The sequence below is a fragment of the Duganella sp. P38 genome, assembly GCF_050859475.1.
GTDB lineage: Bacteria > Pseudomonadota > Gammaproteobacteria > Burkholderiales > Burkholderiaceae_D > Rugamonas.
The window spans coordinates 3,993,310-4,019,401 of the sequence record NZ_CP193936.1 but is presented as its reverse complement, the minus strand read 5'-3'; the positions used below and the strand labels follow the sequence as shown (position 1 = coordinate 4,019,401).

General features: G+C 65.2%; 17 protein-coding genes and 1 pseudogene. 8 read left to right on the top strand and 10 right to left on the bottom strand.

The window, feature by feature from the left end; genetic code table 11:
- Positions 1 to 25: 25 nt before the first annotated feature.
- On the bottom strand, positions 26 to 343 hold the full coding sequence (locus ACRQ5J_RS18630) for an autoinducer binding domain-containing protein (protein ID WP_432378782.1): 318 nt from the start codon (positions 341 to 343) through the stop codon (positions 26 to 28).
- A 171-nt stretch (positions 344 to 514) separates the two neighbouring features.
- Here ACRQ5J_RS18630 and ACRQ5J_RS18625 point away from each other — a divergent pair, with 171 nt between their 5' ends.
- The gene (locus ACRQ5J_RS18625; protein WP_432378780.1) at positions 515 to 2,059 is read left to right on the top strand and encodes a dienelactone hydrolase family protein; all 1,545 of its coding nucleotides are present in this window, start codon (positions 515 to 517) and stop codon (positions 2,057 to 2,059) included.
- On the opposite strand, the gene ACRQ5J_RS18620 is transcribed toward ACRQ5J_RS18625, so the two are convergent.
- From ACRQ5J_RS18620 to ACRQ5J_RS18610, 3 genes and pseudogenes are all read right to left on the bottom strand, one after another.
- Complete coding sequence (locus ACRQ5J_RS18620) at positions 2,037 to 3,314, bottom strand: D-amino acid dehydrogenase (protein WP_432378778.1); 1,278 nt, start codon at positions 3,312 to 3,314, stop codon at positions 2,037 to 2,039. The genes ACRQ5J_RS18625 and ACRQ5J_RS18620 overlap by 23 nt on opposite strands.
- Positions 3,315 to 3,361: 47 nt before the next feature.
- Positions 3,362 to 5,202 (bottom strand): annotated as a pseudogene (locus tag ACRQ5J_RS18615) (DUF885 domain-containing protein).
- A 78-nt stretch (positions 5,203 to 5,280) separates the two neighbouring features.
- Positions 5,281 to 6,786, bottom strand: coding sequence for an FAD-dependent monooxygenase (locus ACRQ5J_RS18610; protein WP_432378777.1), 1,506 nt, complete (start codon positions 6,784 to 6,786; stop codon positions 5,281 to 5,283).
- Positions 6,787 to 6,902: 116 nt separating this feature from the next.
- Here ACRQ5J_RS18610 and bla point away from each other — a divergent pair, with 116 nt between their 5' ends.
- The 5 genes from bla (at position 6,903) to ACRQ5J_RS18585 (ending at position 11,177) form a co-directional block, all read left to right on the top strand.
- Positions 6,903 to 7,784 carry a class A beta-lactamase gene (gene bla / locus ACRQ5J_RS18605; protein ID WP_432378775.1) on the top strand — a complete coding sequence of 294 codons (882 nt, stop codon included), beginning with the start codon at positions 6,903 to 6,905 and terminating at the stop codon, positions 7,782 to 7,784.
- Positions 7,781 to 8,512: a hypothetical protein gene (locus ACRQ5J_RS18600; RefSeq protein ID WP_432378773.1), complete on the top strand. Its 732-nt coding sequence runs from the start codon at positions 7,781 to 7,783 to the stop codon at positions 8,510 to 8,512. Before bla ends, ACRQ5J_RS18600 begins: the two co-directional genes overlap by 4 nt.
- A gap of 103 nt (positions 8,513 to 8,615) precedes the next feature.
- A complete protein-coding gene (locus ACRQ5J_RS18595) occupies positions 8,616 to 9,116 on the top strand; it encodes a GNAT family N-acetyltransferase (protein ID WP_432378771.1) in 501 nt (166 codons plus the stop codon).
- Between the two features lie 278 nt (positions 9,117 to 9,394).
- Positions 9,395 to 10,060 (top strand): thioredoxin fold domain-containing protein, encoded by a 666-nt coding sequence (locus ACRQ5J_RS18590; protein ID WP_432378769.1) that lies wholly within the window; start codon positions 9,395 to 9,397, stop codon positions 10,058 to 10,060.
- Between the two features lie 148 nt (positions 10,061 to 10,208).
- On the top strand, positions 10,209 to 11,177 hold the full coding sequence (locus tag ACRQ5J_RS18585; RefSeq protein ID WP_432378767.1) for an alpha/beta hydrolase family protein: 969 nt from the start codon (positions 10,209 to 10,211) through the stop codon (positions 11,175 to 11,177).
- Here the strand turns inward: ACRQ5J_RS18585 and ACRQ5J_RS18580 are convergent.
- Genes ACRQ5J_RS18580 through ACRQ5J_RS18565 form a run of 4 tightly spaced genes read right to left on the bottom strand, consistent with a single transcriptional unit; the run spans position 11,174 to position 17,361 of the window.
- Positions 11,174 to 11,716 (bottom strand): YdeI/OmpD-associated family protein, encoded by a 543-nt coding sequence (locus ACRQ5J_RS18580; protein WP_432378765.1) that lies wholly within the window; start codon positions 11,714 to 11,716, stop codon positions 11,174 to 11,176. The two genes, ACRQ5J_RS18585 and ACRQ5J_RS18580, sit on opposite strands and share 4 nt — an antisense overlap.
- Positions 11,713 to 12,438 (bottom strand): polysaccharide deacetylase family protein, encoded by a 726-nt coding sequence (locus ACRQ5J_RS18575; RefSeq protein WP_432378763.1) that lies wholly within the window; start codon positions 12,436 to 12,438, stop codon positions 11,713 to 11,715. Before ACRQ5J_RS18575 ends, ACRQ5J_RS18580 begins: the two co-directional genes overlap by 4 nt.
- Before the next feature lie 28 nt (positions 12,439 to 12,466).
- Positions 12,467 to 13,192, bottom strand: a complete 726-nt coding sequence (locus ACRQ5J_RS18570) for a 4'-phosphopantetheinyl transferase superfamily protein (protein ID WP_432378761.1) — start codon at positions 13,190 to 13,192, stop codon at positions 12,467 to 12,469.
- Positions 13,189 to 17,361, bottom strand: coding sequence for a Pls/PosA family non-ribosomal peptide synthetase (locus tag ACRQ5J_RS18565; RefSeq protein WP_432378759.1), 4,173 nt, complete (start codon positions 17,359 to 17,361; stop codon positions 13,189 to 13,191). The genes ACRQ5J_RS18570 and ACRQ5J_RS18565 overlap by 4 nt, the downstream gene beginning before the upstream one ends.
- 126 nt (positions 17,362 to 17,487) lie before the next feature.
- On the opposite strand from ACRQ5J_RS18565, the gene ACRQ5J_RS18560 reads away from it, so the two are divergent.
- Positions 17,488 to 18,990 carry an AMP nucleosidase gene (locus ACRQ5J_RS18560; RefSeq protein ID WP_432378757.1) on the top strand — a complete coding sequence of 501 codons (1,503 nt, stop codon included), beginning with the start codon at positions 17,488 to 17,490 and terminating at the stop codon, positions 18,988 to 18,990.
- Here the strand turns inward: ACRQ5J_RS18560 and ACRQ5J_RS18555 are convergent.
- Both ACRQ5J_RS18555 and ACRQ5J_RS18550 read right to left on the bottom strand, forming a co-directional pair.
- A complete protein-coding gene (locus ACRQ5J_RS18555; protein ID WP_432378755.1) occupies positions 18,968 to 21,091 on the bottom strand; it encodes a DUF3325 family protein in 2,124 nt (707 codons plus the stop codon). The two genes, ACRQ5J_RS18560 and ACRQ5J_RS18555, sit on opposite strands and share 23 nt — an antisense overlap.
- 321 nt (positions 21,092 to 21,412) lie before the next feature.
- Positions 21,413 to 23,218: a TonB-dependent receptor gene (locus tag ACRQ5J_RS18550; RefSeq protein WP_432378753.1), complete on the bottom strand. Its 1,806-nt coding sequence runs from the start codon at positions 23,216 to 23,218 to the stop codon at positions 21,413 to 21,415.
- Positions 23,219 to 23,457: 239 nt separating this feature from the next.
- Between ACRQ5J_RS18550 and ACRQ5J_RS18545 the strand changes: the two genes are divergently transcribed.
- Complete coding sequence (locus ACRQ5J_RS18545; RefSeq protein WP_432378751.1) at positions 23,458 to 26,064, top strand: TonB-dependent receptor; 2,607 nt, start codon at positions 23,458 to 23,460, stop codon at positions 26,062 to 26,064.
- Positions 26,065 to 26,092: the final 28 nt, after the last annotated feature.

Genomic DNA, 26,092 nt, shown 5'->3' with positions numbered 1-26,092 from the left:
GTGGCGTCGTGCGAACGCGCCAGCGTCAGCAGGCTGGCTGTGCCCAGCCGATGCGCAGGCCGTGGCCATGGGCGTCATCCCAGAAATCCTGGGCTCTGGCGAACACCTGGTCCGACCACAGCACCGGCCGGGTCGATACGAGCGCATGCGCGACGGTCGGATCGACGCCGAGATAGCGCGCTGCCGCGTAGCGCTCGCGCCATGCCGGCGCGTAGTCGTTCAGGGTGATGATCTTCGGATTCGACAGCGGCAGCGGCAGACGCATCCCGATGGCATACGATTCAAAGCCCAGTTGCCTGGCCGCTTGTCCCAGCACGGCGCCCAGCTCTGCCTCCGTCTGCACGTTTGCCAGGTGTTCTTGCCAGCCCTGTTGCCACCGATTGTGTGGATGCATTAAATATATCGCTTTCGGATGCCGGATCATCTGTAGGAAATTACAGCTTACTTTCCTGTCATCGCATTGCTATGCTGGCATTTTTTAATGCATCCGTCAAAGCTGGGTGATATTTTCCTCATGATTCGTGTCCTGTTAGCTTCATTCTTAACCTCGTTTACTGTCCTCGCCTCGGCACAGGAGGCGGTTCCCGCCACCGGCTTCGCCGGCCTGCAACGCGGTCCGCTGGCGGTCGGCTGGAAGCTGGTCCAGCAATACGATTACGCGCGCACCTACAAGGGCGAGGCCGACCTCGTCAGCGGCGAACCGACACGCGGCGAGCGCGCCCGGCCGATCCAGACGCAGATCTGGTATCCGGCGCGCGCCCAGGGACCGGCCGTCACCTACGCCGATTACGTACGCACCGAAGCCAGCGAAGATGATTTTTCGCGCAGCCCGGCCGAGCTTGATGCCGCCCTCGCCGCCGCCCGCAAGGACGTGGCACAACGCATCGGCGCCGCGCAAGCCGCGCAGGTCCTCGGCCAGCGCATGTGGGCCCGGCGCGACGCCGCCGCGCTGGCCGGCAAATATCCGGTCGTCATTTACGCGCCGGGTGTTGGCGGCAGCGGCCATGACCAGGCCGATCTCGGTGAATACCTGGCCAGCCATGGCTACGTGGTCATCGCCAGCCGCAACCTCGGCACCCGCACGCTGATGATGGACATCAACCTGGACGGCATCGATGCGCAAATGCGCGACATCCAGTTCCTGATCGCTTACGCGCAGGGTTTGCCGTACGCGGACGTCAGCCGCCTGGCGGTCGCCGGCTGGAGCTGGGGCGGCATGGCCAATGTGTTCGCGGCCGAGCGCGATAGCCGCATCCGCGCACTGGTCAGCTTTGACGGCACGCGCGAGCCGGAATATACGAAGCGCATCTCGCCGTATCGTGTCACCGTGCCCTGGCTTTACATCCAGCGCCGGCCGAGCATCGTGTCCGAACTGGCCCGTCAGGGTATCGACACCTCGTTCAGCCTCTTGAATGTGTTGAAACACGCGGACGTTTATCAGATGGTGATGTATCCGATGCAGCACGTCGATTTTTCGGCGGCAGCCTTGCGCATCCAGCGCCCCGGCTATTTCGACGAGTATTCCCGCGCCGAGGTGGAACAGGCCTATCACTGGACCGTGCGCTATGTGCTGGAATTCCTCAACGCGACCGTGAAACAGCAGGCCTCTGCCCGCGCCTTCCTCGACCGCAAGCCGGCCGACAATGGCGTGCCGCGCCACATGGCGACGATCCAGCGCACCGCCGCGCAGGCTGGCCCGCTGCCGACCCGCGAAGGCTTCGCCGAAGCGCTGCGGCTGAAGGGCTTCGACCAGGCCGCCGGCCTCTACCGCGAATTGCAGGCACGCGATTCCACCTTCGTGCTGTCCGAAATGGACATCAATACGTGGGGCTACGCGCTGATGGAAAGAAAAGGCGGACTGGATGACGCCATCGCCATGTTCCAGTTCGGCACCGGCCTGTACCCGGACAGCTTCAACCTGTTCGACAGCCTCGGCGAAGCGTTCGATAACAAACACGACACCGCAGCCGCCATTGCGAGCTACCGCCGCTCGCTGGAACTCAACCCGAAGAATGCCAACGCCAGCGCGCGTCTGGCTAGGCTGACGGCTGTGCCTTAACCTGTTCCAGCGGCGCGGCGGCCGGCGTTTGCGGGGCGTCGTGGCCGGCGGCGATGGCGCTGGCCACGCTTTCCGCGGTGGCGGCCGACAAGGTCCAGCCGAGGTGGCCGTGGCCGGTGTTGTAGAACACACCCGGCGCCTTGCCGGGGCCGACGCGCGGCATCAGGTCCGGCATCATCGGCCGCAATCCCGCCCACGGTGTGATATTGCGCGTGCTGATGTCCGGGAAGTTCTGCTGCACCCACGCGGTGAGCGGCGCGATGCGGTCGGCGCGGATGTCGCGGTTCTGGCCGTGGAACTCGGCCGTGCCGGCCACGCGCAGCCGGTCCGCGCCGAGGCGGCTGCATACCAGCTTGACGGTGTCGTCGACCAGGCTGACGTTGGGCGCGGCCGCGCGGCTGGCCGCGTCGTCCAGCTGCAGCGTGACCGAGTAGCCCTTGACCGGATAGACATTGACGTTGTCGCCCAGTTGCGCCGCCAGGTCGCGGCTGGCGGCGCCGGCGCAGATCACCACCGCGTCGTAGCGGCTGGTGTCGGCGCCGTCGCCTTGCAGCACGGTGACATCGACGCCGCCGCTGCCGGCGCGCAGCTGCACCACCTGCTGGTTGTAGCGCAGCTGCGCGCCGTGGCGCTGCGCCGCCTGCGCCAGGCCGGTGGTGAATTTGTGGATGTCGCCGCTGCTGTCGCTTTCGGTGTAGTGGCCGCCGTAGTAGTCGCCTTGCAGCGCCGGCTCGATGGCGCGCATCTCGTCCGGCGTCACGGCGCGGCGCGGCACGCCGGCGCGCGCCAGCAGCTTGCTGACGGTGACGGCGTGGTCGAATTCCTCGCGGTCGCGGTGCAGGTGCAGGATGCCGCGCTGTTGCAGGTCGAACTCGATGCCTTCCTCGGCCGCCCACTGGAACAGGTGCGCGCGCGCGCCGACGGCCATGCGCGCCAGCGCGATGGTGTTGTCGTGATAGTGCGGCATGGCGCCGATGAATTCAGCGAACCACGACAGCTTGTGCCAGGTCGGATGCAGGTGCACCAGCAGCGGCGCGTCGCCGCGCAGCAGCCATTGCAGCGCCTTGCCGATGGTCGAGCGGTGGTTCCACACTTCAGCGTTGGAGGCCGACAGCTGCCCGCCGTTGGCATAGGAGGTTTCCATCGCCGCATAGCGATGGCGTTCGAGCACGGTGACGGCGAAGCCGCGCTTAGCGAGGGCATAGGCGGTGGTCACGCCGGTGACGCCGCCGCCGATGATGGCGATGGTTTTCATAATGGACAAACAAGCTTACAAGAAAACCATCGGCCGTCAAAAGGTTTTTATGCCTTCTGTTGTTGTTTGACGATGTAGCGGTCGATGACGCTCGGCAGCACCGTCAGCGGCACGCCGCAGCTTTGCACCAGCGCGTCGTTGAAACCGGCCAGGTCGAATTTTCCACCGAGCGCCTGCTTGGCGCGCTCGCGCTGGCGGATGATTTCGTTGTGGCCCATCTTGTAGCCGCAGGCCTGGCCCGGCGACACGGTGTAGCGGTCGATTTCGCTGGTCATGGCCTGCTCGCCACGGCCGGTATTCTCGACCAGGTAGCGGATCGCCTGTTCGCGCGTCCACTTCATCGCGTGCATGCCGGTGTCCACCACCAGGCGGCAGGCGCGGAATTGCTGCGCCTGCAGATAGCCGATCTGGCTGAACGGATCGTTGACGTACAGGCCGAATTCGTCGACCAGCTGCTCGGCGTACAGCGCCCAGCCTTCGATGAAGGCGTTAAAGCCGATCAGCGAGGAAATCAGCGGCAGCTCGCCGTGGCGCTCGGCCAGGTAGGCGCCTTGCCAGGCGTGGCCCGGCAGGCCTTCGTGCGCGGTCAGCGTGGCGATTTCCGACTTCGGCCACAGCGTGGTCGATTTCAGGTTGATGTAGTAGATGGCCGGGCGCGAACCGTCGAGCGCGGCGAAGTTCATATAGCCCAGCGGCGCGCCGGCTTCGATATCGACCGGCACGCGCTTGATCTGCAGCGGCACCTTCAGGTCCAGGTGCGAAATCTGCGGCATCAGCTTGCGCACGGCCGCCACGCGGTCGTTGCAGTAGGCGATCAGCTCTTCGCGGCCCTTGTCGTTGTCGGCGTAGAAGCGCGCCGGGTCTTTCGACAAGGCCAGCAGGCGCTGGCCCACGGTGCCGTTGCCGATGCCCTGTTTTTCAGGATGGCGTCGATGCGCGATTGCAGCTGCTGGTTCTGTTCCAGGCCGACGGCGTGGATCTCCTGCGCGCTGTGGGTGGTCGAGGTGCCGAGGCGCAGCGCCCACTCGTAATAGGCGGCGCCGTCGGGCAGGCGGTGCACGCCGGCCACGCTGGTGGCTTTGGCGGCGGCCTTGCCGAAGGCGGCGATCTGGCGTTCCAGCGCCGGATAGACGGAACCTTCCACCAGTTTCAGTGCGCGCGCGTGCCAGTCGCCGGCGAGCTTGAGCTTTTTGGTGCGCTCGGTGATCGAGATGACCAGCTTTTGCCCGGCAGCTGGGGTCTTGCGGAAGTCCTGCAACTGGCCCAGCGCTGTCTTGCAAATGAAGTCCGGCGGCGCGATGCCTTTGCCGGCTTGCTCGGCGATGCGGGCGGTTTCCTGGTCCAGCACCGTGGACAGCGCTTGCAGGCGGGCGAGATAGGCCTCGGCGTCGGCGGCGTTGGCGATCTGGTGTTGCGAGTCGAGGAACTCCGGAATGCGGGTGATGGCGCCGTCCTGCTGCGTGACAGGGAAGGGCGCGGTGCCGCCGAAGAAGCCGCTGGCGGCGCCGCCGAACGGGAAGCGCAGGCCCTGGCGGCCCGATTCGGCGGCGTAGGCGATGGTGTCGTAGCGGGTTTGCGCGTCGGCGCTGAGCGCCTTGCGGTCGATGGCGCGCAGGCGCGTGTCGATCGACTTGACCAGCGCCGCCCATTGGGCGTCGCCGGCGGGTGAAACGTCTTCCAGCCGCGATTTCAGGCCCGCGCGCTGATCCTTGTCCAGACCCAGGCCGGTGGCGCCGGTCGGTGACAGCACCAGCACTTCTTCCGCGATGTCGGCCAGCAGTTGGTTGAAGCCCGCATCGGCGTCGCCGGCCCAGGCCAGGTTGGGCAGCGTGCCGGCGGCGGTTGCGGAGAGGGCGGCCAAAAGGAAATCGCGGCGGGAGTGGGTCATGGCATCCTTGAGTAGGTAAGGTGAAGAATCAGCGCGACGCTGACCTTAGCTCGCCCGGCGACGCGATGTCAATGCCTTTTAGCTATCGCGGCTGAATCGCAGCTGGAAGCGCGTGGCCAGCTCCTGCAGCACGTCCACCTCCTGGCGCGGCAGGGCGAGGGCGATGTGCATGTCTGGCCGCACCAGATACGCCGCGTCTTCCAGCAAGCCCGCATGTTCCGCCGCCGCGCTCCACGGGAAGGCGCGCAGCGGCAGGCGCAGCGCGTGCGCGGCGGCGGCCAGCAGCGGACTGGGTTTGCCGTAGACATGCAACTGCCAGTCCAGCGTTTGCAGCGCGGTGAAGTTGTCCGGCACCCACGGCAGCCTGTCGCCGCCGATTACCTCCCCGGCGCGGCCGGCGCTCAGGGCGCTGTCGGGATAATGGAGCATTATTTGCGACAGCGTTTTGAACAGCGTGCGGCGCGCGCCCGCGAAGCCGCCCAGCACCGGTAGCACATGCGGCACCAGCCAGTTGCGCAACAGCTGTCCGCCGCTGCCCTGCGAGACGATCAGCTGGAAAGCGCGGTCGGTGGTGGTGACCAGCTTGCGCGCGAAGGTGATGCGTTCGGCCTCGTAGGTGTCGAGCAGTGCGGCGTCGGCGCGGCCTTGCAGCACGTGCGCCAGCTTCCATGCCAGGTTGATGGCGTCGCCGATGCCGGTGTTCATGCCCTGGCCTCCGGCCGGGCTGTGGATATGGGCGGCGTCGCCGGCCAGGAAGCAGCGATCGATGCGGAAGCGCGACGCCACGCGGTGGTGCACGCGGTAGGTGGAGAACCAGTTCACCTGCTCCACCGTGACGCCCAGCAGCGGTTCCAGCACCGGGCGCACTGTCTCAAAGGTGGGCGGCTGGCTTTGCGCGTCGTCCGGCAGGATGCCGATCAGCCGCTGCATGCCGCGCGAGCGTACCGGCAGCATCAGCGCGAAGGTGTTGGCGCCCAGGTGAGCGACCAAGTCCTGGTTGGGCGGGCCGGCCGTCTGCACGTCGGCCACGTAGTACAGGTGCTGGTAGGTGCCGCCGGTGAATTCGAGTTTCAGCGATTCGCGCACACGGCTGCGGGCGCCGTCGCAGCCGCACAGGTAGACGGCGCTGCATGCGCGGCGCTCGCCGGCCGTGTCCAGCACCGCGCGCACGCCCCATTCGTCCTGCGTGAACGATTCCAGTTCGGTATTCCATTCCACGGCCACGCCCTCGGCCTGCAACTGGGCGGTGAGCAGGCGCTCGTGGTCATCCTGCGGATAGGCCAGCACGAAAGGGTAGGGACTGAGGCCGGCGCCCATGTCCTTGAGCGGCAGCGCGGCGATGCCTTCGCCGTGTTCGCGCAGGTGGATCGCCTCGATCCTGATGCCCTGGTTGATGACCACGTCGGCGAAGCCCAGCTGGCGGTAGAACTCCAGCGTGCGCGCATGGACCGCCATGGCGCGCGAAGCCAGTCCCGGCCCGCTGTTTTTGTCGATGATGCGCACAGAAACGCCCCGTCTTGCCAGCGCAATGGCAAGTACCAGGCCGGTGGGGCCGGCGCCGACGATGAGCACTTGAGTAGCCATGCAGCGAGTCTACCGTCACCGTGGATTGCGGCGCGCGCTTGAGCTGCGCCTTTGCATTGGCTTTTTCGCCAAGGCTGTGTTATGTTTATTTTTTCTTAACTGTGATACTTGGCTTGATGAGTAATTTCACAACCCGCCGCGCGCTGATGCTGGCGCTGGCCAGCGCGCCGCTCGCGCGGGCGGCAGACCTGCTGGATCAGGCGCCCGCCAACGCTACCTTGTCCTCGACCGCGCTGCTGGCGCGGCTGGAGAAGGACTCCGGCGGCCGGCTTGGCGTGGCGGCGCTGAACACGGCCGACGGCCGGCTGGTGCTGCATCGCGCCGACGAGCGCTTCCCCTTGTGCAGCACCTTCAAGATGATGCTGGCGGCGGCGATGCTGTCGCGCGATCCGGCGCTGATGAAGAAGCGTATCCAGTACGACAAGGCCGACCTGGTGGCCCATTCGCCGGTGACGGGCCGGCACGTGAGCGAGGGCATGACAGTCTCCGAACTGTGCGAGGCCACGCTGCAATACAGCGACAACGCCGCCGCCAACCTGTTGATGAAGCAGATCGGCGGCCCGGCTGCCGTGACGGCGTTTGCGCGATCCATCGGCGACCATGAGTTCCGGCTGGAGCGCTGGGAGACCGAGCTTAATTCCGCTATTCCCGGCGATGCCCGCGACACCACCACGCCGCTGGCGATGGCGCGTTCGCTGCACAAGCTGGTGCTGGGCGAGAGCCTGCCGGCCGCGCAGCGCCGCCAGCTGAAGGACTGGATGATCGGGAACACCACCGGCGCGTTGCGCATCCGCGCTGGCGTGCCGTCCGGCTGGACGGTGGCCGACAAGACCGGCGCCGGCGATTACGGCACGGTGAACGATATCGGCATCATCTGGCCGCCTTCCAGGCCACCGGTTGTGTTGTCGGTCTACCTCACGCAGCCGAACAAGGACGACAAGGCGCGCGGCGATATCCATGGAGAGGTAGCCAAGGTCGTCATCGAAGCCTTCAAATGACGGACATCGATGATGCGTACACCGCAGGGCGCTACGACCAGGCGCTGTGGCTGATCCTCGAATCGTTCGAGAGTGCGGCCTCGGGGCTTGGCGGGCCGAGACTGGACTTCATGGTGACGTACACGTGGGAGCGGCTGATCGATGTCGGCTACGCACCGGCGCGTGACGCCATGATGCGTGTGCGCGACGAACAGCGCGCGCGCCTGTTGGCCGGCGAATTCATCTTCGGCGCGCAGGATCAGACATGGCCGCTATCACGCCTGGACGTGATCCTCGATATGAATGCGAATTTGAAGGACAGCCGTTCAAGCTACGACACTTTCATCCAGCTGCTGGACGTTGCGCCCGAAGAGGCGCGTCGCCACGTCTTCCGCGTGCTGCCGGCGATGGTGGACGTTGGCGACTACACGCGGGCCGAGAGCTATCTTGGCGACCCGCTGACGGATCTTGACAGCCTGAATGCGCAGGCGCGCGCGGCGCCGCTTTATCCGTTACGCGGCCAGCCGCCGCGCACATGGGCCGAACTGCATAACTTCGTCAACAGTGTCAGCTTGCTGATGGCAGCACACCGGGGCCTTGGGCGCGAAGCCGATGCACAGTCCCTGCAGGCAGCTGCGCTAGCCGGCATCGAGAATGAAGAACTGCGCGCCATGGCTGGCCGCGAAATCGCCACCCCCGGCCTGATGCAGCGCGAGATAGGCGAATACCTCGCCCGGAGCGAAGCATGACGCTGAAGCCTGTCACCGCAGCGGCCACTGCGGCCTGGTCGATCAGTCGATATGAGCCGGCGGCCACCCGCGCCGTTCGCAAGCGACTCAAGGAAAAGGCCAAATGATTGATATCCGCTACATCACCGAAGACGACTGGCAGCAATTGAAGCAGGTGCGCCTGGCGGCGTTGCTGGACGCGCCGACGGCATTCGGCGTGACGCACGCTTCCGCGGCCGCCTACACCGATCAGGCGTGGCGCGACCGCGCCGCAGGTCGCGGCCCTGCGCGCTACATCCTGGCCTTCGACGGCGCTGCGGCAGCCGGCATTGTCGCCCACCTTCCAGTGGCAGAAGGCGCGTTGAATTTGATCGCAATGTGGGTGGCGCCATCGCTGCGCGGCACACCGACAGCGGCGCGCCTGGTCGATGCGGTGAAAGCGCATGCTGTCGCGCACAAGCACTCGCGCATCCTGCTCGACGTATCCCCGGAAAACGCCCGTGCCGCAGCCTTCTATCGAAGACAAGGCTTCACCTTCCTGCCGCAATGGGAGCCGCTGGAAAGCCATCCTCACATCCAATTGCAGAAAATGGCTTGGGTCATTAATGCCCCCGACGCAGATTAAAAGCCGGCATCGCGCGTTATTGGCCCGGATGGCGTGTATGGCTCGCACGGTAGGCAGCGCTGTCATTTGCGCTGCTGCGTCGATCATTGTATTGTTGCGGTCGATATTGTTATTGCATCAAAGGAGAACGATTTGCAGTTTCGCTACGCCGCATTATTGGCTTCACTCAGTTTCACGATGGCGCTGGCACATGCCGGACTGGTGGAGACTCAGGAGCTGGTTAAAAATCCCCGGCATTAAAGACTTATAAGATAGGCGGCACGACGCTGTCGTCGACGGTGCTGCGCGCGACTGCAGTAGCGGACATGTACAAGGCGGTCGATCCGGCAAGCGACAAGACGCTGTTCTACGTGCACGACGGCCTGGATTACGTTATCCAGGCCAGCGGCTGGCACGAGGTAAAGGGACAGGAACTGGCGCTGGTCAAGGGCGACCCGGCCCAGCTCCAGCTGGACAAGCAGCTGATCCTGAGCAAGCTGCCGCTAGATCTGGATATGAGCTACAAGATCGGTGATCCGACGCGCCGCGTGGTCGTGGTACTGGATGCGCTGGACTGCGCGCACTGCCGCGACTTCGACGCCGTGCTCAAAAAGTACAATCAGGAGTACAACGCCACGGTGCACATTCTGCCGACCGCGCTGGTGAAAAGCCCGGAAAACGTCAACCTCGTGCGCAATGTTTGGTGCGGCCCGAATCCCGGCGCAGCATGGCGTGAGCTGATGACCAATCCAAACTACAAGGTGGCCAAGGTCGATACCGCGAACTGCGATCCGCGCAAGAGCGTTGAAACCAGCACCGACATCGCTGGCATGCTGCGCATTCACGGTACGCCGGGTTTCATCCTCGGCAGCGTCAACGGCAAAGCCAGCATCAGCGGCTTCCCAGCCAACTCCAAGCCTGTAGTCCAGAAGCAGATGTTGGACGTCATCATGGGCAAGAAGTAGGTAGAACTTCGAGGCAGCACTTCGAGGCCGCACTTCGCGCCTCGCCAACGCATCTGGCGAAGACAAGGTGCGCTTCGTCGCACGCGCACCCGGCCATCGTTGGATAACCAGAGAATTGGTGCTTTAACGCTTCTCTGGTTATTCAACGATGTTCAAGCTCAAACCGATCCTGCTGACATTTCTGGCGCTGTGCGCCGTTGGCGCGCAAGCCGCTGGATTTCAGCGCGCATTTGCTGCCGACCCGAATGGCAAACCGCTGGCGGTCGGCATCTGGTATCCCAGCCAGGCCGCGACCAGGCCGTTTACAATGGGAACTACGATCATGCCGGTGGCACCGGAGGCGCCAATCGACGGAAGTGCATTGCCCATGATTGTGATATCCCACGGCACCGGCGGCTCGATGCTGGATCACCATGACACAGCCATCGCCCTTGCAGATGCCGGCTATGTCGTTGCGGCGGTGACGCACGGCGGCGATAACTACGCCGACCAACGTCGCGCCACATACATCATGGACCGGCCGGTGCAGATCAGCCGGGTCATCGATTACATGCGCACCAGTTGGGGCGGAGGTGGTGTTATCGATGCTGGTCGCATTGGCATGTTTGGATTCTCCGCCGGCGGTTTCACCACGCTCGTCAACATAGGCGGAAAGCCGGATTTCGCCAGGATGGCGCCCATGTGTCGCCTCCACCCGTCCGATTTCGCTTGCCAGTTGATGGCGAAGGCAGGCGACAGCATCGCGGCGCCCGATCAGCGGGATGTATGGGATAAGCGCATCAGGGCCGCCGTGGTGGCCGCGCCGGCGCTTGGCTTTACGCTATCCCCGGACGGCCTGAATAACGTGCGGATACCGGTGCAGCTCTGGCGCGCCGAAGACGATGTGGTATTGCCGCATCCGCGCTACGCGGAAGCGGTGCGGCAGGCGCTTCCCGTGGCGCCGGACTATCACGTCGTGCCCAACGCTGGGCACTTCGATTTTCTGGCGCCGTGCAGCGATGCGTTGGCGAAGATCGCACCGCCAATTTGCCAGAGCGCGGCAGGCTTCGACCGGGCCGCGTTTCACCAGACATTTAATGCCTCGGTGGTGCGCTTTTTCGGCGAAAACCTGAATTAGTCGTCTAGTCCTTTGCCGTCCAGGATGCGCGGTGCGCATTTTTCGATGCGGGACTCGCGCGTTTTGGATTGCTTGGCAGACGAAAAGTGCAGCAGGTAGGCGCGCTGGCGGCCGGGCGTCAGCTGTTCGAAGGCGGTGCGCAAGGCGGGGATCTGGTCCATCTTGCGCTCCAGCTCTTCCGGGAAGGAGAATTCGGCCGTCTTCTTCATCTCCACCTTGGCGCCGGATTGTTCCAGCGCCATGGCGTCCTTGACGTAGGCCTTGAGGGTTTTCTCCAGGCGCTTGATGTCGTCGATGCCACTGAAGCGGATCTGGCGCGCGGCTTGCACATTTTCTGTCTGCCGCACCAGGATGTTCTTCGGGTCTTGCATGATCGCGCCTTTGAAGAACAGCAGCGCGCAGTATTCCTTGAAGCCGTGAATCAGCACTACATTACGGCCGTCGAGTGTGAAGCAGGGCTGGCCCCACTTGACGGTTTCTTCCAGCCCGCAGCTGCTGACGATGTCGCGCAGCGCGGCAAATTCAGGCTCCCAGTTCATTTGGCCTTCTCCCATTCCAGGTGGACCACTTTGTAGCCCTTGTCCTTGAGGACCTTGAGCAGTGTTGGCAGGGCCTTGGCGGTGGGGCCGTTCGCATCGTGCATCAGGATGATGCCGCGTCCTGCCTTGTCTAGGCTTTCCGTCAGTCGCCTGGCGAGGATGTCGGTGGTGTCTTCCGGTATCCAGTCATTGATGCCGAGGTCAATCGAGGCGACGGTGATGTTGGCTTGCTTGAGCGCGGCCAGCATGGCGGGCGTCTCTTCGAGGAAGGGGAAGCGGTAGGCTGGCGTCTCGACGCCAAAGACGGCTTGGTAGGCTGCGCGGCTGCGCGCCAGGTCGTCCAGCTGCTGTTCGACCGGCAGCGATGCGAGGTGAGGGTGGGTGTTGCTGTGGATGCCGGTGGAGTGGCCTTCGCGGATCAGGCGGCGCGCCAGCTCCGGTTGCTGGGTGATATGTTCGCCGATCAGGAAGAAGGTGGCTTTGGTGCATTGGTCGGCCAGGGCCTTGAGCACCAGCGGCGTGTTCTCCTGCGATGGGCCGTCGTCGAATGTGAGGACGACTTCCTTGTCGGCCAGCGGCAGGGCGGTGTGCTGGTGTGCGCCGTAGGCCACGCCTTCGCGCTTGAGGGTGATGGTGCGCTCGGTGTTCAGCTTATCCGGGCCGCATTCGGCTGCGCTGGCGAGGCCGGATATCAATAGCATTGGCAGCAGGGCTTTGATCACTTTTGTCTCCTTGTTTATTTTTTTAACGCTAAAGGCGTGTGGCCAGCGTGCCGGCCATACCTGCGGGTAGTATAAGTGATTGCGTTTGTGCTGTTGTGGCGCAGGGCTGCCATTCGGTGAGGTGGCGGGCTTCCAGTTTCAGTCGCGCTTCGTTCGCGGTCCAGGCCAGGGCGAATGCATGTGGGCGTTCGCTGGCGGGCAGGGCTTGCAGCCTGGCTGCGGTTGCCGGGCCGAGGTAGTCGCGGGCGACGGTTTGCCAGTCGGGGATGTCCTGTACGCGCATAATGTCCGCGCCGATCGGGCCTTGCAGGTTGATGGCGGCCAGTGAGTGGATGTCGTCGTGGGTGAAGGAGATGCCGATGGCGCTCGGGCGGCCGGCCAGCAGGATTGATGGCGCCTCGCCGGGGCGCGAGGTGATGCTGATGTCCCCAACAGGGATGCGCAGCACGGCGGACAGCGCCTCGCGCGCGGCGAGGCGTATCCGGCGACGGGCGGCGTCCCGCAGCGCCCCGGCACCCGGCCCGGCATCATTCTGGCTCGGCGCGGCATCGCCCAGGCTTGGCACGACGCCGCTGAGGCGCGGTAAGGCATCGCCTGACGCCGGCGCGGGGGCGCTCTGGCTCGGCGCAATGCCGCTCTGGCTCGGTGCGCCGTCGCCAAGCGTGCCAGCGGAGGTGGTGAGCAGGATTGCGAACAGGCCGTCCTGTGGCGCCGGCGTGGGCCCGGGCCAGACGTGGACGGCCATTGCTTTCATTGGCGCGCCGGCGCGGCCGGGCAGCCGGCCCAGTTGCCGTTGGCCGGGATGGTTTCACCTTTCATCACCAGCGTCAGCGCGCCGAGGCGCGCGTTGTTGCCGACGGCGGCGCTGTACAGCACCGCCGCGCGCGGCCCCATATAGACCTTCTCGCCGATGACCACATGATCGATCTTCATCACACGGTCCTCGAACAGGTGCGTCTGTGGACAGGTCAGCGCATTCAGCTCGCTGTCGTCGCCGATCTGCACGCAGTCGAATTCCGTGATATCGGTCGTGTCCATGTAGACGCCTTTGCCAATCCGCGCGCCGAGGAAGTTGAACGCCAGCGGCAGCCACGGCGTGCCACGCAGGTAGCGCATGAAGTTCGGCACGGCGATGCCTTCGTACAGATTGGTGACCGCCTCCGACAGCCACACGAACGGCGTCCACATCGGCTCCGACTGTTTGCGATAGCGCCCGATCAGCAGCCATTTGAGCAGCACCACAAATACATAGTTACCCACGCCGTAGACCAGGCCTGCCAGCGTCAAATCCCAGATCACCTCGCCCCAGCGTCCTGCGCCGGCGGCGGGCATCACCGCCAGCACCAGCGTGTAGCCGACCGCGATCACCAGCGCATGCGGCGCGACGATGCGGAAGGCCTCGATCAGGCCGCGCCCCAGGCGGCGCAGCGGCGAAGGGTGGAAGGTCAGCGATTCCGGATAGCCGCTGGTCTGCTCGCGCGCCGGCAGGTTGATCGGCGGCGAACCTAGCCAGGTGTCGCCATGGCTCATCTGCGCATTGTGCGGCGCGCGCGAGTGCACGCCGATCAGCACCTGTTCCGGCAGCGTGGTGCCGTCCGGGATGTAGGCGCCGTTGCCGACGAAGCTGCGGTTGGAAATCACAGTCGGCTGCATGGTCATCCAGCCGCCGTCGATTTCCTCGTCGCCCAGCATGACCGCATCGGCGATGAAGGTTTCGTCGCCCAGCGTCAGCATGTCCGGCACCACGCCGAGGGCGGTGGAGATTTCGGCGTCCTTGCCGACCTTCGCGCCGAGCAGGCGATACCAGTAGGGCGCGAACACGGTGGCGTAGATGCCGTGCAGGACGTTGAGGCTCGATTCCTGGATCTGGCTTACCAGCCATTTGGCGCAGTAGGTATTGCTATGAACGGCGAAGCGGCCAGGCTTCAGTCGCGGCAGCACGGTCCAGCGGATGCCGGCCGACAGCAGCGCGGTCAGGATGATCAGCACCGCACTGGCGGGGAAGGCCAGCAGGAAGTAGCGCAACAGCTGGATGCGCATGTCGTCGCCTTGCAGCCATGGCATCCAGCCTGCTTCGTCGAACCAGTCGATCAGCACGAAGCTCGGGAACACCGGCATGAAGAACAGCGTAACGATGAGCAGTATGCCGAACACGAAGAATACCGCTTCGGCGGCCCGGCGCGCGGCGCTGACCGCAGGTCGCGGCGGCAGCGAGGCCTTGTCGAAGGCGCCTGTGTCGCGTGCCGGCGAGCCGCCCCACACGCGGCCGGCCGGGACCACGCCGCCGTCGCTCAACGCGGACTGGCCTTCGAGGTGGCCCAGCGCTTCCACCCGCGTATTGCCCTCCATGATGGCGAAGGAGCTGACGCAGGCGTCTTGTTCCAGCGTGACCTGGCCGAGGTGCAGCTGGCCGCGTTCAACGCGGGCGTTTTCGAAGTTGACCGCGTTGCCGATGCTGACGTGGTCCGCGATGTGCAGCAGGTCCGGCGCGCGCAGCGTCATCGAGCCGATGGTGACGTCCTTGCCGACCTTGGCGCCGAGCGCCCGCAGCCACCAGGCGTTGAGCGACGATCCGCTAAGCAGGTAGGCCGGCGCCGATTCAACCAGCCGGTCGGCCAGCCACCAGCGGTAGTAGGTGAGGCCCCATAGCGGGTAGACGCCCGGCTTGAGGCGTCCGGCGATCAGCCATTTACCGAGGATGGCGATGGCGAATTCGCCGATGGTCGCCAGCAGGAACACGCCGACCGAGGCGGCGATGGCGCGCGCCACCGAATCGCCAGGGTCGCCGGTGAAGAAGTGGTAGGTGAAGAAGGGAGCCAGCCATTGCGCCATGCGCAGCGTGATCATAGGCGGCATGGCGGCGGCTTGGGCGGCGCCGCAGATCCAGCGTTTCAGGCGCGATGGCGGCGTCCAGTCCTGTTCCTCGCTGCCGGCGCGGGGCGCTTCGGCCAGTGCCTGGGCGATTTTGCCGATCTGGCGCTGCTGGTAGATGTCGCGCACGGTCACGTGGGCGTAGCGCGGGTCGGCGCGCAGCGACGATGCCAGGCGGGCGGCGAAGAAGGAGTGGCCGCCAAGGTCGGTGAAGAAGTCGGCGTGGCGCAGGATCGGTTGGCCGGGGAAGAGGGCCGCCAGGGCGGCGAATAGCGCCTCTTCGGCCGGGGTTTCGGGCAGGTCGGAGTCTTCGGCGTTGCCGGCTGCCGGGGTGCTGAGCGGTGTGGCTTTCAGTGTTTTACGGTCGATTTTTCCGGAGGTCAGGCGCGGCATGGCGTCCAGCATTTCGTAGCGGCTGGGGACCATGTACGGCGGCAGCTTGGCCGCCAGCGCGGCGCGCAGCTGGCGCGGGTCCAGCGCAGCGGCCGGCGGCTGGCCCGGCGTGGCGGTGGCGTCGCTGTTGTCCGCAACGATGTAGGCGGCCAGCTGGTCGATGCCGTCGTCCTTGCGCAGCAGGACTGCGACAGTGCCGACGCCAGGCTGCTGCGCGAGCAGGGCTTCGATTTCGCCGAGTTCCACGCGGAAGCCGCGGATTTTTACCTGATCGTCCGCGCGGCCAAGGCAGGTCACTTCGCCGTCCGGGCCGATGCGCGCCAGGTCGCCGGTGCGGTACAAGCGGGCGTCGTGCGGGCCGGTGGACCATGGATTAGGCAGGAACTTCTCGGCCGTGAGGTCCGGGCGGCCAAGGTAGCCGGCGGCCAGGCCCGGCCCGGTGATGCACAACTCGCCGACTTCGCCGTGGGGCAGCAGGCGCAGCACCGGGCCGGCGGGAGCGTCGCTGTCCGCCGGCGCGCCGGACAGCGACGTGTGGCCCGCCGTCGCCGTCAGGGCGTGGTCGCCGCCCGCATTTGCGGTGGCGGCAGGCAGGGGATCGGTGTTGGCGTCGATGACCAGCAGGCCGTAGTTCGGCAGCGGGCGGCCGATGGTTACCGGATGGCCGGGTTGCAGGCGCGCCAGGCTGGCGGAGACGGTGGCTTCGGTCGGGCCGTAGGTGTTGAACATCTGCCGGCCCTCGCGCGACCAGCGCGCAACCAGCGATTCCGGACACGCCTCGCCGCCGAGGTTAATCAGCCGCAGGCCGGGCACCTCCTGGTTGAACAGCGCGAGCAAGGTCGGCACCGCGTGCAGCACCGACACGTGGTTCTGTTCCAGCATGCGCGGCAACGTCTCCGGATCGCCGCTGATTTCCTTGGGGCCGATCCACAGCGTCGCGCCGACCAGATACGAAATCCAGATCTCCTCGAACGACATGTCGAAGGCCACCGAAAAGCCCTGGTACACCCTGTCCGCGCCGGTCACGCCCAGCACCTCGTTCTCGCTGCGCAGGAAATGGCAGATGCTGCGCTGGGTGATCAGGATGCCTTTCGGCTTGCCGGTCGAGCCGGAGGTGTAGATCACGTAGGCCGGCACGTCCGGCGACACCGCACCGCGCCGCGCCAGCGTTTCGCCGGGCGCGGGGGCGGCCAGCAGCGTCTCGGCGGTCCACACCGGGCGGCCGGACGCCGCGAATTCCGCCAGCGCGGCCAGGCGCGGCGCAAACGCGGCACATGTCAGCACGCCGGCGCCGCCGGCATCGTCCAGGCACACTTGCAGGCGCTCGACCGGCGTGCCCTCGTCCACCGGCAGCCACGCGGCGCCGGCCTTGGCCACGCCCGCCTGCAGCACCAGCAGCTCGATCCCGCGCGGCAGCCACAGGCCGACGATCTGCCCCGGCCCCACGCCGGCGGCGATCAGCCGCGCCGCCACCAGGTCCGCCTGCGCGTTCAACTGACCGTAGGTCAGCGTCCGATCGGCGAAAATCAGCGCCGGCTGGTCCGGCACGCGGGCGGCCGTCGCCTCCAGCAGGTCGGCCAGGATTTCCTCCCGCAGCAGGCTTTCCTGCTGTGGGCCAAAAAGAACGTCGGAATGGGGCTGTGATGCTGGCTGGTTCATGCGGAAACTTTTATCGGTGTCAGGGCGTCATTGTACGGTACGGCAGATCGTTCCCCTAGAGGGGGAATGCAAGTTCCGCTTACAGCCTTTACAATAGGTAATACGAGCTAAAACTGAAGGAGCCGCATGTCTACGACCCGCCCATTCATCGCCCCGATCCAGTTTGACGACGCCCAGGCCGCCCTCGACCAGGTGCAGGCGATCTACGACGCCAACATCGCCTATCTGCGCGACGCCATGAAGCGCTTTGTCGCCGGCGAAAACGTCGGCGACCATGTGCGCGCCTGCTATCCGTTCGTCCGGGTGCATACCGACACCGTGGCCCGTGCCGACTCGCGCCTGGCCTTCGGCTTTGTCGCCGGTCCGGGCACCTACGAAACCACGCTGACCCGGCCCGACCTGTTTGCCCGCTACTATCTCCAGCAATTCAAGCTGCTGCTGAAGAACCACGGCAGCCATCACGTCAAGATCGAGGTTGGCGTCAGCGCGCAGCCGATCCCGATCCACTTCTCGTTCGCCGAGCATGAGCACATCGAGGGCAGCCTGACGGCCGAGCGCCGCCTGCTGATGCGCGACGTATTCGACCTGCCCAATCTGGCCGCAATGGACGACGGCATCGCCAACGGCACGCACGAAGTGCCAATGGGCGAGGCGCAGCCGCTGTCGCTGTTCACCGCGCCGCGCGTGGACTATTCGCTGCAACGCCTGCGCCACTACACCGGCACCTCGTGCGAGCATTTCCAGAAATTCGTCCTGTTCACCAACTACCAGTTCTACATCGACGAGTTTATCCAACTGGGGCACGAGCTGATGGCCAGTCCGGCCGGCGAGCCGGGGAACGACTACATCGCCTTCGTCGAACCGGGCAACCTGGTGATGCGCCGCGTGGGACAGGCAGTGGAGCCGGGCGACGCCCATGGGGCGCCGCTGCCTCGCCTGCCGCAGATGCCGGGTTACCATCTGATCCGCGCCGATGGCACGGGCATCTCGATGGTCAATATCGGTGTCGGCCCGGCCAACGCCAAGACCATCACCGACCATATCGCCGTGCTGCGCCCGCACGCCTGGCTGATGCTCGGACATTGCGCCGGCTTGCGCAACACGCAGGAACTGGGCGACTACGTGCTGGCGCATGGCTATGTGCGCGAGGATCATGTGCTGGACGAGGACCTGCCGTTGTGGGTGCCGATCCCGCCGCTGGCCGAGGTGCAGGTGGCGATCGAGGCCGCCGTGGCCGACGTGACCAAGCTGACCGGCCATGACCTGAAGCGGGTGATGCGTACCGGCACCGTGGCCAGTACCGATAACCGCAACTGGGAATTGATGCCGCAGCGGACGCCCGAGCGCCGCTTCAGCCAGAGCAGAGCGATCGCGCTGGACATGGAAAGCGCTACCATCGCCGCCAACGGTTTCCGCTTCCGCGTGCCGTATGGCACCTTGTTGTGTGTCAGCGATAAGCCGATGCATGGTGAAATCAAGCTGCCCGGCATGGCCAACCAGTTTTACCGTGACCGGGTGGACCAGCATTTACGCATCGGCATTCGTGCGGTCGAGCTGCTGCGGGCGCTCGGTGTGGACAAGCTGCATAGCCGCAAACTGCGCAGCTTTACCGAGGTCGCCTTCCAGTAAGGAAGGCCAGCAATCGCGGGCGCCAGGTCAGCGTGAACGCGACGGCAATGGCGCCCGCCGTCAGCAGGACGCCCCATAGCAGGGCGCCGAAGCCGGGGCCATCGCGCCACAGGCAAAGCGCCAGCGTTATCGTCAGCAGCGCCGCGCCGGCCAACCGCAGGCGAAGAGGCGACGGCTGGTGGGCGTCGCCGCCGGCCGCCACCTGCCGGTAATCCGGCATGGCCAGCGCCAGGCAGGCGAAGCCGCCATAGCCGGCGGCGCCCGCCAGCAGAAACAGCAGGACGGCCGTCATGGTGCAGGCTCTGGAGTGCCGCCGGTCCGGCGCGGCATGCCGTTGGCCAGGGCGCGTCGCAGCGCGGCGGTCATGGCGTTGCCTCCACCGCGCCGCCGCGCCGGCGGGGACGTAGAGTCGCGGCCGAAGCCGCAAGGCGGCGCTGGCGGACAATGCGGCTACCAGCAACAGCATCAGGTCGACGCCGGCCACCGCCCACAGGCCGTTGGCCGCGGCGCGCAGCAGGTGGTCGCCGGTGGTGATGGCGTTTAGCGCGACGCAGGCAAGCGCGCCGGCGCAAATGGTCCAGGCCTGGTCGCGCCACGCGGCGCGGCCGCGCAGCCAGGCGTGGAGGTATGCCGCCAGCCAGGTCATGAAGAATGCCCACATTTCCAGCGAGGCGCGCTGCGCGCCGGCCAGGCTGGCCTCCGCCGGCAACAGGCGGTTGGCCGCCAACAGCGCCAGCGTGGCGATCAGGATGCCGGTGACACTACCGGTGGCGATGCCTTCCACCACCCGCACGCCGGCCAGGCCATGCCTGGCGTGCCTGGCGCGCCGCGCTTCAATCCAGAACAGGAAGCCGGTGGCGATCAGCACGCAGCCGCTCAAGCCGGCCAGGAAGTACAGCCAGCGCAGCGGCCAGTGCTCGAACTGGATGAAGTGCATGCCGGAGATGAAGCGCTGCACCGACATGACCGGCGCGGCCTCGAAACGGTTCAGGATTTCGCCGCTGGCGGCGTCGAAGTAGATCTGGTCCAGGTTCATGGTAACGTCGTTGGCGTAGGAGCGCCGCAGCTCGACATAGCTGTTGGCATCGCCGGGATGCCATACGCGCACGAAGTAGGGACGCCCGCCAACCCATTCCTTTTCCGCCCGCGCGGCCATGGCGTCGATGGAGCCGAGCGTGCCCGGCGCCTTGGCCTTGGGCCGCGAGAATTTGCCATAGGCTTCTGCGGTGAAGGCGGCCTTGTTGTCGCCGTAGACGCTGGTGTGCGCCTGCGGATAGTAAATCGTGATGAAAATAATCAGCCCTGACAGCGTGATCAGGAAGTGAAACGGTAGTCCCAGTACGCCGGTCAGGTTGTGCAGGTCCAGGCTACTGCGCTGCAAAGACTTGTGCGGCCGGAAGGTAAAGAACTGCACGAATATCTTCTTGTGGATGATAACGCCGGACACCAGCAGCACCAGCATCGCCATTCCCGCCAGCCCGACGATCCACTTGCCCAGATCATTCCATTTGATGTGCAGGCCGTAGTGGAGAGGGAAGATAAAGCCGCTGGCCCCCAGCGTGCCGGGTTCCGGCAGCAGCACCAGCCGCGCCGGATCGAGCTGCCGCACCGGCGCCTCGTCCGCGCCGGCTTTGTATGTGAAGCGCAGCACCGGCACGCGCGCGGTGGGCAGATCGACGCGCCATTGCGAGGCCTTGGCCGGCACGGCCGGCGCCACCGCCGCCGCGATGCGGTCGAGCGACAGCTGCTGCGGCGCCGCCTGCAGGCGCGTGGCGGGCATCATCCAGCGGTCGATTTCACGATCGAACACGCTCAGGGTGCCCATCCAGAACACGGCGAACAGCACGCCGCCCAGCGCCACGCCGGCCCAGGTGTGCAGCCACCCGAGCGCGGCGCGGTAGCCCCACAGCAGCGCCGTCAGGCAGACGACGAAACCGAGCATCGCGCCCAGTACCACCGCTTCCGGCCGGGCCAGGCCGGCCCAGGCCAGCGCCGCGCCGATGCCGGCCACCGCCAGCGCGGATAGCAGCCAGGCGCCGGCAACGGCGGCGAGCAGGAGCAACAGGCGTGGCAACAGGCGTGGCGTCGGCTGGCGTTGCATGCTGTTTCCCCGGTCAGAACTTCAGCGCATAGCCCAGCGTGACGGTGCGGCCACGGCCGGCGAAGTAGCGGGTCGGTTCAACCAGTGCGCTCTGCGAGTAGTAGGTGATGTAGTCCTTGTCGAACAGGTTGGAGACGCCGAGGCGCAGCGCGCCCTGATTCAGCTTGTAGTTGAGCGAGGCGTCGGCCAGCGTGTAGCCGCTGAAGCGCTTGGTCGCGTCGTCGAAATTCTGGCTGAACGCGTGCTGCAGCTGGATGAATGACGACAGCTTGTCGTTCCAGCTGGCGTTCCAGTTGGCGATGACGCGGTTCGGCGCGACGTTCAGACCATCGAGGCGGGCATCCAGGCTGCCGTCGCCGTTGCTGTCGTAGCGGCCCTTGGTATAGGCGTAGGCCAGGCTGGCGCGATGGGCGTTGCTGAAGCGGTAGGTGGCGCTGGCGTCGTAGCCTTCCAGCCGCGTTTTTCGCGCGCCATCGAGAACACGCCGTTGACCGACACCACGCGCGTGCCGAAGTCCGAATCGGAGCGGTAATAGGCGGCGTCCAGCTCCCAATTGTCCTTGCGCACGCGGGCGCCCAGTTCGGCGCCTTCGGTCAGGATAGGCTCCAGTGCGCGCAGGCTGTTGATGCTCTGGCCCGGCGTGTTGATCGAACGCAGCGTGCGGCCGATATCCGGCAGGCCGAAACCTTCCGAGTAGCTGGCGTACAGGGTCAGCTCGCGCACCGGCGTGATGACCACGCCGACGTTGTTCAGCGTTTCGTTGAATTTGATCTTGCCGCCCTGGACCAGCGTGTTGTTGTAGGCGGCCAGCGTGCGGTAGGTGTCGACCTTCAGATCGGCGTTCTCGCGGCGCACGCCGGCGTGCAGCATCACGGTGTCCAGCAGCTTGTACTCGGCCTGCGTGAACAGCGACAGGTTGCTGTATTTCGATTCCGGTACGAAGGTGCGGCCGGTGCCGTACATGTCCTGCTTGCCCTCGTCGAACAGCGTGTCGAAGCCGAGGGTCAGCTTCAGGCGGCCATCCAACAGCCCGGCCTTGGTCAGGCCTACCTTGCTGCCGTACTTGGACGCCACCGCGCGCGACTGGTCGTACAGCGTGCCGCGCGGGGCGATGGTCGGGTCCTGGAAGGTGGCCGAGTTGTCGGCGCCGAACAGGCCGACGAATTCCTGGTTGAACACCATGGCCGACAGCTCCATGTCGGCCAGGTCGTCATGCTGGTAGCTGGCGCTGGAGGTCCAGACGTCGTTCCACGCCGGAGTGCCGGGTGGCGTGCCCTCGACCGAGGTGGACGGGATGCCTTGTTGGCGGTTGCCAGCCACGCCGACGTAGCTGGCCTTGGATTTGATGCGGTAGCGGTTGACCGAGAACTGCAGCCGCTGGCGGTTGTCCGGACGGTAGCCCAGCTTGGCCAGCACGTCGTAGCTGCGCGAGTCCATCAGGTCGCCCTGGGTGATGTCGACGCCGATCGCGCGGCCCTGGCCGTCCAGGTGCAGCCCCTGGTCTTCGTAGCCGATGGCGAACAGGTAGTCCAGCTTGTCCATGCGGCCGTCGAGGCGGTAGTTGGTCTTGTAGTTCAGGGTGTCGCCCTCGACGCCGCTGGTCGGCGCGGTCACGGCCACGTCGATACGCTGGTTCAGCGTGCCTTTCTCCGGGCGGCGCGTAATGATGTTGATGGTGCCTCCGGTGGCGCCCAGGCCGTTGACGGCGTTCGGCCCCTGGATGATCTCGATGCGGTCGACCATGGCGTAGTCGATGGTGTGGGCTTCGCGTCCGGTCGGGCGCACCGGATTCGATTGCGGCACGCCGTCGATCAGGATCAGCGGCGTGCGGCCGCGCAGCGTTTCGCCGGAACCGTTCATCTTTCCCCGGCTGGGCGTGTAGGAGGGCAGGATGTTGCTCAACACATCGGAGGAATTGCTGGAGATGGTCAGCTGCTGTTCAATGTCCTCGCGCTTGATGACCACGGCGGTCTGCGGCGCCTTGTCAACCTCGATATTCGAGCGGGACGCGGAAATTACAACACTATTATTGGCGTCTTCCTGCGCTTGCGACGGCGCGACGGAGATCAGCAAGAGGGCAGCGACGAGGGGACGATAGTTGAACGGCGTGGACTGATGCAGCGGCACTGCGGGCTCCTGAAGTTGTTGAGAATGCCTATCATTATCATTTGTCAGGGTTGTCGTTGTCAATAAAATAGCCATACCCTTTTTGGTATCAAAAACCCCAAAAAATTGATTGGTTTGTTTTCTCATCAGCACCTAAGATTCGTTTCTGAAAGCTGCTGTCATGCAGCTCTCTAGAGAAAAACGACATACACTGGAGACTTATGAAACACACCGTATCCGGGACCCCGCAGTCCCAGGCGATGCATCGCCTCGTCCTGAAATCCGGCGTCGCTGTCCTGGCGGCCGCTGGCCTGTTGAGCGCCTTCCCAGTCGTAGCACAAGAAACTACCACGCCTGTCAACGAAGAGGCCGCGCCAGTGGCGGCCGAAGCTACGGTGACCGTGACTGGTGTGCGTCGTGCCGCGCAAAGCGCGCAAAAAATCAAGAAAGATGCCGATAACGTTATCGATTCCATCGTCGCCGACGATATTGGCAAGTTCCCGGACACCAACGTCGGCCAGACCATCGCCCGCGTTACCGGCGTGCAGGTGCGCCGCGACGGCGGCGAGGCCAACACGGTGCTGATCCGCGGTCTGCCGGGCATTGCCACCATGCTGAATGGCCGTGAGCTGTTTACCACCACCGGCCGTTACATCCAGCTGGCAGACATCCCGTCGACCATGCTGCAACGCGTGGACGTGTACAAATCGCAGAGCGCCGACCTGATCGACGGCGGTATCGCCGGCGTGATCGATGTGCGCACCAACCGTCCGTTCGACTTCAAGGGCTTCACCGCCGTGGTCAATGGCGGCGCCACCAACAATTCGCTGGCCAGCCGCACCGACCCTAACCTGAGCGGCATGATCTCGAACCGCTGGAAGACCGACATCGGCGAATTCGGCGCGCTGTTCGGCGTATCGTATGTGCGTAACCACTATGCCGAGGAGCGCGTCTTCAACACCAAGCCGATCGACAAGAGCTGGCTGCTGCCTAACCTGACCGGCCCCGACCTGCTTGGCCTGCAGAACATCGGCGGCGACCGTCGTCGCGCGGCCGGCAACTACGCCTTGCAGTGGAAGCCTAACAAGGACCTGGAAGTCTACGCCGAAGGCCTGGGCACGCATTACCTGAACAACTTCGAGACCGACTACCTGGTGGCGCTGCCATGGTGGGGCCCTGGCGACACCATGAGCGGCACCAAGATTCCTGGTTCCGATCAGCTGCAGACGCTGAATTCGAAGAACGTCAACACCATCATGTCGACCCAGGCCAACCGCCAGGACAACGTGACCCAGCAGCACGCCGTTGGCGCCCGCTGGAACGCCGCACCCGGCCTGCGCCTGAGCACCGAGATCGCCCGCACGCTGTCGCGCTTCGACTGGCAGAACCCGATTCTGGACACGCTGACCGTGGTGCCGGATGCCGCCGTCAACACCAACCTGAATGGTTCGGCCAACGTCGCCTACGGCGGCATGGACCTGAACGATCCGAAGAATTACCAGTTCAACGCGCTGTTCGACCGCTACGGCCACGACACCGGTTCCTCGACCGACTGGCGCGCCGACGGCACCTATGCGCTGGAAAACGAAGGCTTCTTCAAGGACTTCGGCTTCGGCGTGCGCGCTTCCAAGCGCCGCGCGGATTCGATCAAGACCTTCGAGGGCTCGACCGCCGCGCTGCCTGGCGTCGGCGTGAGCACGCTGCCGGGGCTGAACTGCACCGCCCAGATGGACAACAACTGGGGCACCACCTCGTGGTACACGCCGTGCGCCAGCTACCTGATCTCCAACACCGCCGACGTGCGCCAGGCCGTTACCGGCACCAGCGCGGCCCGCGCGCTGGACCCGGGATCGTACTTCGCCGACGAAGAGAAGAACTACGCGCTGTACGGCAAGGCCCACGTGGGCTGGGAAATGGCCGGTATTCCTGTCGATGGCGTAATCGGCATGCGCGTCACCAAGACCGATTCCGACTTGCTGGGCAACTCGCTGGTGGGTAACACCTATGTGCTGACCTCAAAGAAGAGCAGCGACACGACCTATCTGCCAAGCGCCAACTTCAAGCTGCAACTGCGCGATGATCTGATCGGCCGCCTGTCGGTGACCAAGACGCTGACCCGTCCCGATTTCGCCCAGCTGAATCCGGGCACCGCCTACGTGAAGGCCAGCGCCACCGTCGATCCTACCGCGTCGGGCGGCAACCCGGAACTGAAGCCGTTCACCGCGCGTAACTACGATGGCTCGCTGGAGTGGTACTTCTCGTCCACCGGCATGGCCAGCGTTGCGCTGTTCCGCCACGAGTTCAAGGGCTACATCATGAACACCCAGACCAAGGAAGTGTTCAATGGCGAGACTTATCTGACCACGCGTCCGTTCAATACCGACGACGGCTACCTGCAAGGCGCCGAGGTGTCGTACCGTACCTTCTTCGACAAGCTGCCTGGCTTCTGGAGCGGTTTCGGCGTCGAGGCGAATGCGACCTACACCGAAGGGAAAACCACTTCGTCGTCGGTGGAGGGCAATGTCGCCAACGGCAAGCCGTTCGCCGGCATGTCGAAATGGTCGTACAACGTGGTGGCGCTGTATGAGAAGAACGGCATCTCGGGCCGCCTGGCTTACAACTGGCGGTCGAAGTTCACCCAGGTGTACAACGATAGCGACACCGGCCTGGATCTGATCGCGTCGCCGATGTCGTCGCTGGATGGTTCGATCGGCTACAAGATCAACGAAAATACGTCGATCACGCTGACCGGCGCCAACCTGTTGAACTTCAAGTACACCGACTATTGGAGCAACAAGGGCGTGTACCCGCGCGATACTCGCCGCTATGATCGTTCGGTGGGCCTGTTCCTGAACTGGAAGATCTAAAGTAACACACCCCGTCATTCCCGCGAAG